The sequence below is a fragment of the Apibacter muscae genome (genome assembly GCF_007845635.1).
Taxonomy (GTDB): domain Bacteria; phylum Bacteroidota; class Bacteroidia; order Flavobacteriales; family Weeksellaceae; genus Apibacter; species Apibacter muscae.
In genome coordinates, this window is record NZ_SELG01000037.1 from 79,872 (window position 1) to 95,931 (window position 16,060).

Annotated in this window: 8 protein-coding genes and 1 tRNA gene; 4 read left to right on the forward strand and 5 right to left on the reverse strand. The window is 34.2% G+C overall.

All coding sequences use genetic code 11. The features are described from left to right. Positions 1-31: 31 nt before the first annotated feature. The 3 genes from ETU08_RS08595 to ETU08_RS08605 are packed head-to-tail and all read right to left on the reverse strand — an operon-like array spanning position 32 to position 4,864. Complete coding sequence (locus tag ETU08_RS08595; RefSeq protein WP_146262619.1) at positions 32-2,059, reverse strand: transketolase family protein; 2,028 nt, start codon at positions 2,057-2,059, stop codon at positions 32-34. A 19-nt stretch (positions 2,060-2,078) separates the two neighbouring features. Beyond that, positions 2,079-3,752, reverse strand: coding sequence for a ribulokinase (locus ETU08_RS08600; protein WP_146262620.1), 1,674 nt, complete (start codon positions 3,750-3,752; stop codon positions 2,079-2,081). A gap of 14 nt (positions 3,753-3,766) precedes the next feature. Next, complete coding sequence (locus ETU08_RS08605; protein ID WP_221410425.1) at positions 3,767-4,864, reverse strand: NAD(P)H-dependent glycerol-3-phosphate dehydrogenase; 1,098 nt, start codon at positions 4,862-4,864, stop codon at positions 3,767-3,769. Between the two features lie 806 nt (positions 4,865-5,670). On the opposite strand from ETU08_RS08605, the gene ETU08_RS08610 reads away from it, so the two are divergent. From ETU08_RS08610 to ETU08_RS08625, 4 genes are all read left to right on the forward strand, one after another. After that, entirely contained in the window at positions 5,671-7,245 is a 1,575-nt protein-coding gene (locus ETU08_RS08610) for a xylulokinase (protein ID WP_146262621.1), read from the forward strand. 22 nt (positions 7,246-7,267) lie between these two features. Beyond that, positions 7,268-8,827 carry a xylulokinase gene (locus ETU08_RS08615; protein ID WP_146262622.1) on the forward strand — a complete coding sequence of 520 codons (1,560 nt, stop codon included), beginning with the start codon at positions 7,268-7,270 and terminating at the stop codon, positions 8,825-8,827. 26 nt (positions 8,828-8,853) lie between these two features. Continuing rightward, on the forward strand, positions 8,854-9,900 hold the full coding sequence (locus ETU08_RS08620) for an NAD(P)H-dependent glycerol-3-phosphate dehydrogenase (protein ID WP_146262623.1): 1,047 nt from the start codon (positions 8,854-8,856) through the stop codon (positions 9,898-9,900). A gap of 143 nt (positions 9,901-10,043) precedes the next feature. Beyond that, positions 10,044-10,117 (forward strand) — tRNA-Asn (locus ETU08_RS08625). A gap of 92 nt (positions 10,118-10,209) precedes the next feature. Here ETU08_RS08625 and ETU08_RS08630 read toward each other — a convergent pair. Both ETU08_RS08630 and ETU08_RS08635 read right to left on the reverse strand, forming a co-directional pair. Further along, positions 10,210-11,295: an MBL fold metallo-hydrolase gene (locus tag ETU08_RS08630; protein ID WP_146262624.1), complete on the reverse strand. Its 1,086-nt coding sequence runs from the start codon at positions 11,293-11,295 to the stop codon at positions 10,210-10,212. Then, positions 11,282-15,727: a hypothetical protein gene (locus tag ETU08_RS08635; protein WP_146262625.1), complete on the reverse strand. Its 4,446-nt coding sequence runs from the start codon at positions 15,725-15,727 to the stop codon at positions 11,282-11,284. Before ETU08_RS08635 ends, ETU08_RS08630 begins: the two co-directional genes overlap by 14 nt. Positions 15,728-16,060 lie beyond the last annotated feature (333 nt).

The window sequence follows — 16,060 nt, forward strand, 5'->3', positions numbered from 1 at the left end:
CTTTATATAATAAACTTATTTATAAATTTTACTATCCTAAATACTCTTTGACTTGCTTATAAACATTATCTGCTGTAAAGCCTAATTTTTCATCTAACACTGAAGCCGGCGCAGAAAAACCGAAAGATTCCAATCCCCAAATTTTGCCTTTATCTCCTACCAAACCTAATAGATTTACAGGTAAACCAGCGGTTAAACCAAATTTCTTTTTATCATTTGGTAAAATTGATTCTTGATATTCTTTGGATTGACTTCTAAATAATCCTTCTGAAGGTACGGAAACTATTCTCGTTCTTATACCATCTTTTTTCAAAAGTTCTGCCCCTTCTACTAGCGTAGATACTTCAGATCCTGAGGCTAATAATATTACCTCATAATTAGCATCGTCCTGAACTATATAAGCTCCTTTTGAAGATTTTAAAGCCTCCTCATATCGATTAGATTGTGCTGGAAGATCTTTAATATTCTGACGAGAAAGTATTAGTCCGGTTGGAGTTTTTGTATTTTCCATGGCTAGTTTCCATGCAACCGTTGTTTCCTGAGCATCCGCAGGTCTTAAAACTAACATGGAATTATGACCTTTATGATTCTGTAATTTTTCTAATAAACGTATTTGTGCTTCTTGCTCTACCGGTTCATGGGTTGGACCATCTTCTCCTACTCTAAAGGCATCATGAGTCCAAATAAATTTTACGGGCTGTTCCATTAATGCAGCTACTCTAACTACTGGCTTCATATAGTCTGAGAAAACAAAGAAGGTTGCACAAGCCGGAATAACACCACCATGAAGACTCATTCCTACACATAAACAAGCCATAGTGAATTCAGCCACTCCTGCTTGCAAAAATGCTCCTGAAAAATCTCCTTTTTTCATAGCTTTTGTATGCTTTAAGAATCCATCTGTTTTATCTGAGTTAGATAAATCTGCTGATGAAACTACCATATTTTCTACTTGTTGTGCTAAAGTTTCTAGCACTATAGCCGAAGCATTACGTGTTGCATTGTTAGATTTTTGTTCAATTTTACTCCAATCTATGGAAGGGGTTTGACCTGAAAACCAAAACTCTAATTTTTTAGCTAATTCTGGATTGGAAGAAACCCATTGTTCTTTTTTAGCTTTTTTATCAGCTACTATTTTAGATAATTCTTCAGCTCTTTTAGCATATAATTCTTTTACTTCTGGAAAGATCATAAATGGATGGTTAGGATCTCCTCCTAAGTTTTCAATGGTCTTTTCTATACTTGCTCCTGCTGCTGTTAGGGGTTGGCCGTGTGTAGAAACTTGATCTTCAAAAGATTTTCCATCTGCAGTTACTGCACCTTTACCCATTATGGTATGACCAATAATAAGTGTTGGTTTTTGTTTTTCTGCTTTTGCTTCTGTTAATGCTTTACGTAATTCATCAATATCATTCCCTTTTACTGAAATTACTTTCCACCCCCAGGCTACATATTTTGCTGCTACATCTTCTTCATCTACTTCTTTTACTTTAGTTGAAAGTTGTATTCCATTGGAATCATAGAACATAATTAGATTATCTAATCCTAAATGTCCTGCTATACGACCTGCTCCTTGAGATACTTCTTCTTGAATCCCCCCGTCCGAAATAAAAGCATAGATAGTTTGATCCATGATATCTCCTACTTTAGCTTTCAAAAATTTAGCAGCTATGGCTGCTCCTACTGCATATGCATGTCCTTGACCTAATGGACCAGAGGTATTTTCTACACCTCTTTCAACATCCAATTCTGGATGTCCGGGTGTTACACTCCCCCACTGACGAAACTGTTCTAAATCGCCCATATTATACTTACCCGCTAAAGCTAAGGTTGAATATAACATGGGAGACATATGTCCTGGATCCATAAAAAATCTATCTCTAGACTCCCATCTTGGATTCTGTGGATCGTATTCTAAAAATTCTGTATATAATAGATTGATAAAGTCAGCTCCTCCCATGGCTCCTCCTGGGTGCCCTGATTTCGCTTTTTCTACCATTGAAGCAGCTAAAATTCTAATATTATTGGCTGCTTTGATTTGTATTTCATTACTGTTCATTTCTTTATTTTATTTTTAATTAAAATTTATCTTTTACAGCTTCTTCTTTTATTTTTTTTAATCGGCTCATAACTTGATTTTCTCCTGTTCCAAAATAGTCATGAAGAATAAGATATTCTTTATACAATTGATCGTATTTAAGGGATCTACTTTCATGAGGTTTGTATACATTCGGTACTTTACTTCCCATTGCTTCAGATGCTTCTTCAATGGTTTCATAACAACCGGCTGCTACTGCCCCGTATATCGCAGAACCTAAAGCACCCACCATGGTAGCTTCTGTAATAGATAAAGGAATCCTAGTTACATCACTTAATAACTGCATTAACCATTTGTTTTTTAATAATCCACCGGCAGCCACAATTTCCTTAATTTCCACCCCATGTACTTTCATAGTCTCTATGATTTTCCTAGCTCCAAAAGCACAACTTTCCATTAAAGCTCTATAAATATCTTCCGGTCGTGTTGTTAAGGTTTGTCCCAAAATCATTCCTGATAAATTGTGATCACATAATATTGATCTATTCCCGTTATGCCAATCTAAGGCAATTAATCCATGTTGACCGATTTCCTGAACTGCTGCTTTTTTGGTTAAATAATTATGTAAGCTTAAGCCTTGTTCTTCTGCTTCTTTTTTATATTCTTCGGTGACTCCATTTTTAATAAACCAAGCCAAAATATCTCCAAAGGCTGATTGTCCTGCCTCAAAACACCAAAGTCCGTCAGCAATTCCACCATAAGTGATACCTAACATCCCAGGAACTTCTTTAAATTCTGGCCCTGAAACTATATAGCAAGCGGAAGTCCCTAAAATAGCGGTCATTATTCCAGGTTTCACGGCTTGAATAGCTGCTGCGGTAACATGCGCATCAATATTACCTACGGAAACTGAAATTCCCGGATTAATTCCTAACCACTCGGCCATTTTTGGCGTTAATTCTCCGGCTTTAGAACCTAAGGGTTGTATAGGTCCCGACATTTTATCTTTATAAACATTCCCAAACCCTGGGGAAACCGCTTCTAAATATTCTGCATCTGGATATTTATCGTCTTGATAATGTCTTTTAAATCCTGAGTCTGCACCTGCATAAACTAACTTACCGGTTAATAACCAATTGATCCAATCTAGTGCGTTAACAAAAAAGGAGGCTTTATCGTAAACTTCTCTATCTTTCTCAAATGTTTCTAATACTTTAGGCAATAACAATTCTGAGGATAGCAATCCTCCATATCGTGGAAGCCATGATTCATTTCTCTCTTGGGCTACCTTTAGTAATCGATGCGCTTGTTCATTCCCTCCGTGATGTTTCCATAATTTTGCATAGGCATGCGGACGATGGGTAAATTCTGGGTATTCACATAAAGGTATTCCTTTATCATCCGTTGCTAAGACGGTGGAAGATGTAAAGTCTATTCCTATGCCTATAATGTGCCTAACAACAACACCGGAATTTGACACCGCTTCTCTTACTGATTTTTGAAATGCCTCTAAATAATCTGCAGGAACTTGAAGTGCGAAATCTGGAGGCAATACTTCGCCTTTACTCGCTGTAAGGTGTGTATCCATTACTCCGTGCTTATATACTTCTGATGCAGTTCCTTTTTCAAATCCATCACTTACTCTTACTACTGTACTTCGTACAGATAAGGTTCCAAAATCAACTCCAATTATATACTTGTCTGGTTGTACCATTTTCGTGTATTAACTTATTTTTCTCCGTCAAAAAATTTCTCCCAAGGCATATTTAATGGTTGATCATTCACTATAATATCATACAAATGTCTTAGTAATGGAAAATCTGATTCTTTTATAATTCCTCTTTTTGTTAATGGTTCCATGGCGCCCCCAATAACTCTAATGGCAGCCACACCTTCCATTGTAACTCCTTTCATATAATTATCTCTTACTTCTGAAAATGGTATGCCAGCACCTACGTAACGTCCAGCCTTTACATTTCTTCCTCCCATAGAAGTTACAAACATATCTCCTGAACCTACTAGTAAATGGCGGGGACTTAAGGTTTTATTATCAGATAAAAGTTGCATAAATTGAGTTAATTCAACTTGCCCTTGTGCAAATACTGCTGATCCGTAGTTGAATCTTACGTATCTATCGTTTTCTTCTTTATTTTTATCTCTTATACCCTCATTAAAACCAGCGGCAAAAGCATAGATATTTTTTGTTGCTGCTGCAACTTCCATACCTACAAAATCAGTAGATGTCCAAACATGATAATAATCGGTTCGGAACATATGCGCCAATTTATCTAAGGATTCTTGATCTTCTCCACAAAAAACAACACAAGTATCTCTCTTCACTGCAACTTCACCTGCAATTGATGGACCTACTACAGCTGACCATGTCACTGAATCCACCAAGTCTTTGGTAAAGTATTTTTTTATAATATCTGGTAATATATATAGATTTCCATCCTCGTCTGCTTGCATACCTTTGGTAATGGAAAGAACCATCATTCCTGGCTTAACTACTTTTGCCAATTGTTCACCAACCCAATCTACTCCAAAAGAATTTACTCCAGACATTGCAACATCTGCACCTTCAAAAGCTTCTTCTATTTCTTCCAATTGATAAGCTTTTACAGTCGATGGGATTTTTAGTCCTAAGTTGGGGTGTATTCCTGTTTTTTTTATTGAGTCTATAATGTCTCTATCTAAATGTGTACCTACTAAATGCACTTCATGTCCATTTTCTGCTAGAGGAAATGTTAACGCTGTTGCCATTATTCCTGAACCTAGTACTGCAATTTTTGATTTATTCATATTTATAGTTTCTTTTTCTTTCATTTTAATACGGATTTATAACACAAAAATAATCAATTAAAAATATTTTCATTGCTTTTTATTATTTAAATGTTTGATTTTTATTCATATTTTTTTTATAAATTAATATACATAGCAATTATGCAATCATTCGAAACTAACTCTTTAATATATTCGTATTGGTTTCGTTTTCAAAAGATCTCAAAAATATTATTTAAGATGATGACTTGATTTCATTAAAATTTTTTCTATTTCTTTGTTAAATAAGAATATTCTTATAATTATATACTTTTAATTATTATATAAAACACTAGCCTTTCCTTTATTTATAAAACTTTCAATAGTTTTACAATATTGATACAATCCTATAGTAAACCCTATATCATTAAAATTGATGTTTAATTTAAATAAATTATTGTAATTTATTTTATAATATTTATAAAAATTTACAATTCATAATAAAGTTTATCTAGATACTTTCCTACTCTTAACAATTAACTATAAGTTATCTTTCTTCTATCTATTGTTTAATATTTCATAAACTGCAATAGCATATTTTTCAACCATTTGACTTTGAAAAGTTATCCAATAATTTATAAAATATCCATCAACATCAGCAAATATTTAGAGATAATTTTTAATTTACCTCTCTTTGTCTACTATATAAAAAAACTAAGATAAGGTCAATATATCACATTATAAACTTTCAATTCGAAATCAAATAAAATTAAAATGTGTAAATTTTAAATAAATAAATTTCGTTTTATAATTGTTTAATTTCGATTAAGTCGATATATTTGTTAGAACTAAAACCCAAAAAATTTTTAATCATGAATTCAAAAAAAAGTACGGAAGGACCTTTGGTTATTTCCATTGATTCTTCTACAACTTCAACAAAGGCTATTGTAGTGGATGTAACCGGATATGTATGGGAGACGTCTAAGAGAAATATTCAACTTCATACTCCAGCCATGGATTTCTATGAACATAATCCTATTCGTTGGTGGGAAACAACGAAAGCCTGTGTAGGGGAAGTGTTATCGAAGCTATCAACGAAGGATAGAGATAGAGTTTCCGCTATTGGTATTACCCATCAAAGGGAAAGCTTTGCGCCCTTTGATAAAGATGGAAAACCATTAAGAAATGGAATTCTTTGGTTAGACGGAAGAGCGACTAAACAAATCCGCGCCTATGGCTCTGCTCATATTCATGATCTTTCTGGAAAGCCTCCAGGTGTAACTCCTGGTATTTATAAAATGGCTTGGGTAAAAGAGAATGAAACTGAAATTTTCAAAGAAGCTTATAAAGTTGTAGATGTATTATCTTATATCACTTGGAACCTAACCGGTAGATGGGCATCATCAGTAGCAGCCGCAGATTCACTAGGTCTTTTAGATATTAGAAATTTTGATTATAGTGATGAATTATTAGCTATTGCAGGAGTAAGACGAGATCAAATGGCAGAATTAGTTCCTCCCGCAGAAGTTATTGAAATGCTAAAACCTGAATTGGTTGCTGAGTGGAATTTGTCTAAATCAATTCCAATCATTGCAGGTTTGGGTGATGGTCAGGCAGCAGGAATAGGGGCAGCAGCCGTATCTCCAGATGTTGCTTTCTTAAATATGGGAACTGCTGTAAATGCTGGGGTGGAAAGCCCTATTTACAAATGCGACCCTGTTTTTAGAACTCATGTTTCTGGAATAAAGGGAAATTTTGTATTTGAGGTTTTACAATCTTCCGGTTCTTACTTAGCGGGTTGGTTCCGTCAATCTTTAGGAGATCCTAAATTATTAGGAGAGCCTGATCTAAAATTAGATCAAGAAGCTTCAAAAATTCCTCCTGGTTGTGAAGGTTTAGTTACACTTCCTTATTGGAATGCAGTTCAAAGCCCTTATTGGGATCCGGTGGCTAGAGGGGCTGTGGTTGGCTGGAGAGGAACCCATTCCAGGGCTCATATGTATCGTTCTATTTTAGAATCTATAGGTTTTGAAATGAAATTAAATTTAGAGTCTATTCAGAAGGGTACAGGAATAAGACTTCAATCGGTACGAGCCATGGGTGGAGGAACTCGTTCTAAGTTATGGAGACAAATTATGGCTGATATAATAGGAATCCCAATTACTGTTTGTTTGGAAGATGAGATATCCGCCCTAGGTGCCGCTGTATTAGCGATGGCAGGTATAAAGGCTCATGGCTCTCATGATGTAGCGAATGCTGCTAAACATATGGCAAATTTTGGTGATACTATTGAACCCAACCTTGAACAATCTCAGATTTACAATGAAGTTGCAGGTATCCAACGTCAATTATATCCACAGTTAAAAGATGTTTTTGAACAGCTTCATGCATTATCAGAAAAATACCCATCCGCAACTAAACCAGAATCTCCCAAAGCAGAACTTTAATTAACACCTAAAAAATAATATTATGAATTCAGAAGGACCTTTAGTTATAGCCATAGATTCGTCTACCACAGCAACTAAAGCAATTATAGTAGATGCCTCAGGACAAGTCCTACAAACGGCTAAAAATAACATACAACTGCATACACCAGCCATAGATTTTTATGAACATAATCCTATTCGTTGGTGGGAAACTACAAGAGATAGTATTGCAGAAGCTGTTTCTAAATTATCTCCTAAAGATAGAGAACGTATACAAGCTATAGGAATTACTCACCAAAGAGAAAGTTTTGCTTGTTTTGATAAAGAGGGAAAACCTATTAGAAATGGAATTCTTTGGTTGGATGCACGTGCTACTAAGCAAATACAAAAATATGGTTCCGATCATATTCACAATCTTTCGGGAAAACCACCGGGAGAACCACCTGCCATTTATAAATTGGCATGGTTGAAAGAAAATGAACCTGAAACTTTAGAAAAAGCATATAAAATCGTTGATGTACATGGATATATTACTTGGAATATGACGGGAGAATGGATCTCTTCTGAAGCCTGTGCAGATACCTTAGGATTATTTGATATTCGTAAACGAACCTTTAGTGATGAGTTAATGAATATCGCAGGAGTAAATCGTGAGCAAATGTCTGATTTAAAAGCTCCCGGGGAGGTTATGGGTATGTTGAAACAGGAATTAGTTTCTGCTTGGGGTCTATCTAAATCCATTCCGGTTATAGCAGGAGCCGGTGATGGTATGGCAGCTGGAATAGGAGCAGCAGTTGTAACTCCTAATATCGCATATCTTAACTTGGGCACTGCAGTAGTAGCAGGAGTTCAAAGCGCTGAATATAAATACAGCCCTGTATTTCGTAACTATGTAGCCGGGATACCGGGAAACTTTATATTTGAAGTCGTACAACATTCTGGAGCCTATTTAGCAGGCTGGTTTCGTCAAGCCTTAGGAGATCCAAAATTGCTAGGAGAACCTGATATTCGTTTAGACGAAAAAGCGGAAAAAATTCCTCCGGGTTGTGAAGGTTTAGTAACACTTCCTTATTGGAATGCGGTACAAAGCCCTTATTGGGATCCTGTAGCTAGAGGAGCAGTCGTGGGTTGGAGAGGAACCCATTCAAGAGCTCATATGTATCGTTCTATTTTAGAAGCGATAACTTATGAAATACAAATGAATCTTTCTTATCTTCAAAAAGAAACAGGAGTATCCCTTACTTCTTTACGAATCATGGGAGGAGGAACAAGATCAAAATTATGGAGACAAATGGTGGCTGATATTACCGGTATTCCTATTACTATTTGTTTAGAAGATGAGATATCTGCTTTGGGTGCAGCGATTCAAGCTATGGCACATACCGGAGTATTTGGAACCCAAGATATAGCAGTAGCTTCCAAAAAAATGGCACGATTTGGAGATACTTTAGAGCCTAATTTAGAAAAGAATAAAATTTATTTAGAAGTTGCTGAAGTTCAACGTCAGTTATACCCGCAATTAAAAGATATTTTTAAACAATTGAATGTTTTGTCAGAAAAATATCCGGGTGTAAAACCTGAATCACCAAAATCTGAGTTATAAAAAATTATTGATAAAAAATTAATCATATGGCAAAAATCACAATTTTAGGAGCCGGAGCCATGGGCTCAGGGATTTGTACTCCGCTTATTAATGCGGGTTGGGAAGTTCGTTTATGGGGCACTTGGCTGGATGATCATCTATTAGATGCTTGTGAAGCAGGAAAACCGCACCCAAGAACCAATGTTCCCTTAGCTAAAGGAGTTAAATTATATCGTTCGGCAGATCTTAATAAAGCTCTGGATGGTTCGGATGTAGTGGTTATGTCTGTTGCATCCGGTGGAGTACCGAAGGTAACGGAAATGGCTTTGGAAGGAATATCTAAGGCTAAGGCTTTATGGCTAACTTCAAAAGGATTTTGTCCGGATGAAAATGGAAAAATTCAACTTCTACCAGAAGCCATCCGCACCATAGCAAAACAAAAAGGGGTAACTATACCTCCTATTGTAGCCATTGCTGGCCCTGTCAAAGCCAATGAATGTGCAGAAGGTAAACCAACAGCCACTATTTTTGGATGTAAAGATTTAGATGTTTCTCGTAAATATGCTAGAGAAGCCCGTACTGAGGTTTATTGCATAGAAGCCACAGATGACGAAACCGGGGTAGAAATTTGTGCTCCTATGAAAAATGTTTACGCTATTGCCTTGGGTATTGCTGACGGTCTGGAAGAAGGAACAGGCTTTCCTCATCACAATCTTAAAGCCGCAACGTTTAATCAGGCGGTAAAAGAAATGTCTTTGCTAGGGCAGGCACTGGGAGCAAAACCAGAAACAGCCTATGGACTCGCGGGTGTGGGAGATTTAGAAGTAACCGGTTTATCTGGACGGAATAAGGTGTATGGGGTAAGAATCGGTAGAGGGGAAACAGCCAAAGATGCCTTAGCAGAAATGGAACGTTTAGAACAAACCGTAGAGGGTGTCCCGGCGGCTGGTTTAGCTACGACCTTTGTAGAGCAGTCTGCTCCGCAAATTAAAGATCAATTACCTCTTTTAAGGGCTGTTCATGAAATTTTAGCTGGTAGCTCTCTATCCGTAGTAAAAATACTATCCGAGGCAGTACTTCCAAAAATGCCTTAATTTTTTTAAATAAAAATTTTTTAAAAGCAAGATGTTTATTCTGAACATCTTGCTTATACTTATTAAGAAAAATGAAATTTTTTTAAATTGTTTTTTGGAATATTTGTTTATTTATTATAGATTTGCAACCGCAAAGGCAAAATTCCTCCTTAGCTCAGTTGGTTAGAGCATCTGACTGTTAATCAGAGGGTCGCTGGTTCGAGCCCAGCAGGAGGAGCTACTAAATATCAAGTACTTATAATAAATATTATGAGTGCTTTTTTATTTTAGGTCAGGATATAGGTCAGGTTTTTTAGTTAAAAAAAAGTACTATTTATCTAAAATTAACACCTTATTATTACATAAATGAATCTCAAAATTCCACTTAGTATATACTTCTTCACCATCAATTAAAAATATATCACATAGAATATCAGTATCGTATGGGGAATAAATATTGTATAGTTCTTTAGAGTTTCTATGCGAATTTCTCAATATCTGAGCCAATACACTTTTGTTTGGTAAATTATGTTTCTCTCCATTGGTAGAGAATATGTAATTATTGCATCTAATCAAACTATATAAATCGCTGTTGTTATTTCCTTCACTTCCATGATGTGAAACTATGACATAGTTACATGTTAAAGGTTTTTTATTCGTGTATCCTTTTCCTTTTAGGCAGGAGGTTATGACTGAAGGATGAGAATCTGCAAGAAATAAAATCTTAGAACCTTTGTAAGTGGCAATAAAAGCTATACTACTACCATTTTCTTTCGATTTATCTTCTTTTGCACTATTCAGACTAAATGCCCCCAAAGGGATATGGTAATCATTGTTTGATGAGGACTTTGCCGAACTTATTTCATCATACTCGTTTCTCTCTAGTGGTATATCTTTTTTATATTTATCTCTTAGTTTTTGAAGGTTTTCGGTACTAGGGGATAAAATCTCGATTTTCAAGCCATAAAAATCTATTCCTTCTAAATCATTTACTAAATCGAATAGCGGTTGTTTCCCTATCTGACATAAATACTCATATAGAAAATCTCCTTGATTTATGCTTGATGCAGAGCTTATTGTATTTTGTTGTCTTGAGGGTGCATAATTTCTCGGAGGATTATAATACCATTCTTTTACAATATCTATGATTTCGTCATCCCTTATAGCTTTGATATACTTGATTATCCCTCCAATATGGTCATCATGGATATGGGATACAATCCATAAATCAATAGCCTCATTTGCTTTGGATATGGCTTCTATTTCAGATTGTAATATATGTCTATATGTCCTTTCATAACCAGAGTCTACGAAAATATTATGAAATTTATTATCATCACCAATATAGCGAATACGAAAAGCATCTCCACACTCAGCTTGATAACAATATAATTGTATGTAATTATTCTCTATCATACATTTTCATTTCCCCTTTCATCTTATCTTCTTCCAGATAAAAAACTCCACTCATCGTTTTAAAAAAGGATTCATTTAGTCTATCATGAGAAAATGAAAATTTTTCGCCCAATAAAGTCCATATTAGATCAAGATCATTTTTATCTAAAAACTCAAGTAAATCTTTTTCTCTTATCATTACCCCATTAGGATTAATATTTGTCACAATAATCTCCCCTTCTTTATTTTTCAAATCCCCATCTTTAGGTGCATACTGCAACTCCATACCTTCAAAAATAAATTCACATGGGATTCTGTATACGGCTGAAGTGCCTGATTTATCTTGTTCTATATTTCCATTAGCTTCAGTATCTGCCACAATAACTTTATAATCCGTTCCATTAATGGTATCCCATAATTCTTCTTTTGATTCTTGATTCTCATCCTGATAAGCTGGCGACCAAAACTTTTCTCTATTAATTAATTGTGAAAAACCTTCATTTGCTTCTGGCATCCATCTCCCATCAAAGTTCTTTTGACTTAGATATTCTACTATTTTATTTTTATCTTCTTTCTTTACCAAATAAGCATTAAAGATATACCAGATTTGTTTTTTCTGTCCTGCATATTTTTCTATCCCCATCTTTTTAGGTTCAACCCATTCGATATAATGATGTAAATGCAACCAATAATTTCCTAAATCATCCTTTTTTCTTAGAATACTATAAGGATGCACCAAATCATTAGATGTAGATACCCAATGAGAGTCCTCGCCTGACCAATTAGAAAACATTCTGTCCATCCACCATTCTTTTTTTAATATATAATCTTCTAAAATTGAGTTTTCAGAGTCTTCTTCTTTGTTATTAATGGTTGTTGTTGCAGGGTCTATATCTCTTAAATATAATTGCCAAGTACCCTTGAAATACACATATTCATCTTCCCAATAGCATTTCATTTTATAATTATCTGCTATAATTCCAACAATCTCATAAAATGCTATCCATTGGTATTTCTTTCCAATACGCTCTATTTTCGATTCATGCCGATCTCCCTTTGTTGCTATATAGTCATCGTATTTCCCATGAAGTTTTGTACTGTATCCATATTTTTCAAATATCCATTCAACAGCAAGGTTGCTTAATAAATTAACATTCATCTGACGAGGAAGGTCAAAATTTGAAATTGCACTTTGAAAAGTATAACGCCCAAAATCGCCATAACCACCAGTTCCTCTCCCATATTCAGTTACCATAGACCTCAAGATAGCTGAAACACCCCATTCAGCTTTACCCCAATGTCCTCTATCTTTTTTAGGTTCATACCTTTCATCTAATTCTTCATTAGTAAGAGGTGTGAAATTCATTTTTGAATTATATGGAGGACGGATTAGCTGAATATCGACTTCTTCTAAAAGACATTTATGTATAGCATATTCTATGGTATTGCAGGCATAATCTCTAAGCAATACATGTGTCGGGGGATTGCCATTTTTGAAAATAGTATTATATACATATTCTGCAATTAGTTTGACTGATTCATCCTTTTCAGTTCGTAAAACACAACCATAAGTTACAGCATATAGTCGTTCTAATATATACAGATCATCTACATCTTGAAAGGTTTTTAATAGCCCAATCAACACATTCGGTTTTTGTTCTAGCAAATTTACTAATGCTTTTGTAGTTTGGTCTCGAAGTTTTGTATTTGTAGTGGATAAAATCCATGCTAAAGTTTGTGATACAAGTTTTGCTGTTTCGTCATCTGACAGAGTCGATATATTTGGCATCCAAGCCCAATCAATTAATCTTTGAATTGGGAAAGCTATTTCATTATCGTCATATCCATTGAAATAAATAATAAATTCTTGCCAAAAACTATCTCGTTCAGCCATTGTGTACTTTTTCAATATCTGAGTAAGTCTATTGCTATTAAATGGGTGGTCAATTATTGAAGAGAGTTCCGTTAAACATAAGAACCATTCATGATCTGAAATAAGAGCTTTCCCTGATCGTAACCAACTCGTGATTTTTTCATCATTAATAGATTCTACTTTTCTCCATTTTAAACTATCTAGCTCTACTCTACTAATCCACTCGTAAATATGTTGAGTTTTCCATTCTTCTTCTTTATCAGCATCAGATATAAAATAATCACTGATTTCAAATATCTCTAAATTGTGTTCTTCTGGTAATATTATGGATAAGGCTTCGATTATACCTCTATATTTCCAATCATAATCAGAGCATATTACACCTAACCCGTCAGGGTTCATAAGAGCATCTAGCACATCTTTTTTTGACGCACAACCATTCAATAACTTTTGAGCCATAAAGTAGTCTCCAAGTCGTTGATAAGCAAAATATACAGCATCATGATATTTATTATAACCAGAATACACCTTGTTACGTATCAGTATATTTTCATCAATCAAATCAGTCAAAAGAGTCTTATGATTTGGGAATTTCTCATCGAAAAGTTTTACGGCTTCTTGTATTGTTATTGAGTTAAATTCAGAGTTTAGAATTGAAGTTGCAAAAATCTCAATTGACTCAGAGACAATGCTCCTCAGTTTATACTCCTTATTCTTGTTCTCAAATCTCTTATTTAAAGAATCTATATAGAGCTGATACAGTCTATTTAACCCATTAAATCCTTTAGGGAAAGTCTTATCAGGCATTTCTTTAACTGTATTGCAGATGAGGTGCAAAAACAGAGGATTGGAAAACTCAGGTGCAAGAATTGGAAAACTTGGAAGCTTCAATGAGTAATATTCACAAAAAAGCTTTAACGCTTCATATTCATTTCCTTTAAACCCTTTGTGTTCTATTATATGGGGGGACTCTGCCTCAATAAAATCCGCTGAAATGATATCATCAAAATATGTACTCCTAATTGAAAGAGCAATTCCAACTCCTTTGTATTTTTTAATTGAGGAGATAAAGCCTGCAATTTGATTATTCCACAAATCAGAACCAGCTCCTTCATTTATCGCATCTATTAAGATTAATACTCTAGAACCTATTTGGTCTGATATCTTATCAAGGTTAATCAGAAGTTCGGTGAAAGTGCAGCCTAAATGGAGCAGACTCAAAATATTCTCTTCTATAGTTTTTGCACTATGAAAATGTTGGCCAAGTAGTAATAATGTTGGTAAGTTATTTTTTATTCTTTCATTTGCTATATCTCCAAGTAGATGCGACTTTCCACTTCCAGCATCTCCTTTAATAATCAATATAGGTTTATTCACTAGTTCAATATGAATACTATCTAATTCCTTCAAAAGTTGTTGGTTTATCTGCAAAATATCAATAAGCCAACTTCTCTCATTTTGATATTTTTGATAATCGTTCTTTTCTTTAGACTCCAACTTTGACAGTTCATCTATTTTGTTTCTAATAGCTGTATCGAATCCTTGTATTTCATTCTTATAGGCTTTTACTTCTAGCTCTTGCCTATAGTCGAATTTTATTTCTGATACCCATTTGATTTTATTTTTTCTAATCAAGTATAATTGTTCTTTAATGTCCTTTAGAGCATCTCCTTCTAGATTATAGCTTTGATATCTAGCAGTTAACCAATCATCCCATATTTTCAGGAATAGACTCTTAAAGAGATTATTGTAAGAGAGGGCATTAAATACTTGTCCTATGGGCAATCTAAAGTTCAACTTTTGATTGAATCTTCCTCCAAGATTAGAAACTGATTTCTCAATATGAGTCTGAAAGAAATCTCTAGTCAATCCATTTTCTCCGATATATGTATAGGATATAGCTGGAAGGTGTTTGTTGTTTAATATTTCGTTTAGAGGTTCAATGTATTGACAGTAGGCAACTCTTCCTTTTTCATCTGGATTATTTCTGTACCTAGTAAATATTCCATATAAATACATCTCATTATCAGCAAGTAGAAATACACCCGAACCAGAAAAACCTTCCATATTAGAATCCGTATAAGATGAGGTTGTTTCTAATTGGAATTTATTAACCTCTGTCATTCCTCTTGGATATTTAAGATATAAGGTTTCTAATTCTTTTCCTTGTGTAGCTCTTGGGAATCCTTTGGTTACAAAATTTGAGAATGAATGTCTTTCTTGGATAACAAGAATAGAAGGAATATTATCAAGTCCAATCATTGGTAAAATATCATCCTTATCAAAAATTAAAAGGGCTACATCCTTATTTCCGTCTTTATATAAAAGACTACTATCTATGTTTTTATCTATAGAATTGTATGTAGCTGTTTTGGTATTATATATATCAATAATAATTAAATCTCGTTGCTTGCTAAAGCTATCTCCATCTTCAAATAAGCAATGAGATGCTGTTAAAATATATACTTTATCTTCTAGGTTGTCATGATAATATATAACACCTGTTCCAACAACGGAATTATCTTTATTTTTTAATCGTACTGTAATCTGAGATATAAAAGAATCATATTGTGCATCCATAATACTAATATTAACTAATTAGATAATAAATCAATTGGATAAAGTTATTAAAAAAATAAGATATTACTTAGGATTTATTAACTGTATATACAGTATGTTATATTAATAATGAATATTATATTACTAGGCTATTTCTTTTTGAAAAACACTTAAATTTATAAACTATTTGTATTTGACAAGAAATTATTTATTTTCTTAATATTATTAAATAAATAATTTCTCTTATTTCATAATCCCTTTCACTTTCTGCACCGTTCCCAAACTCACATTACATAACTTAGCTGTGTTTCTGAGAGATTGTCCTTGTTTTAAGTATTTCACTACATTTTTATA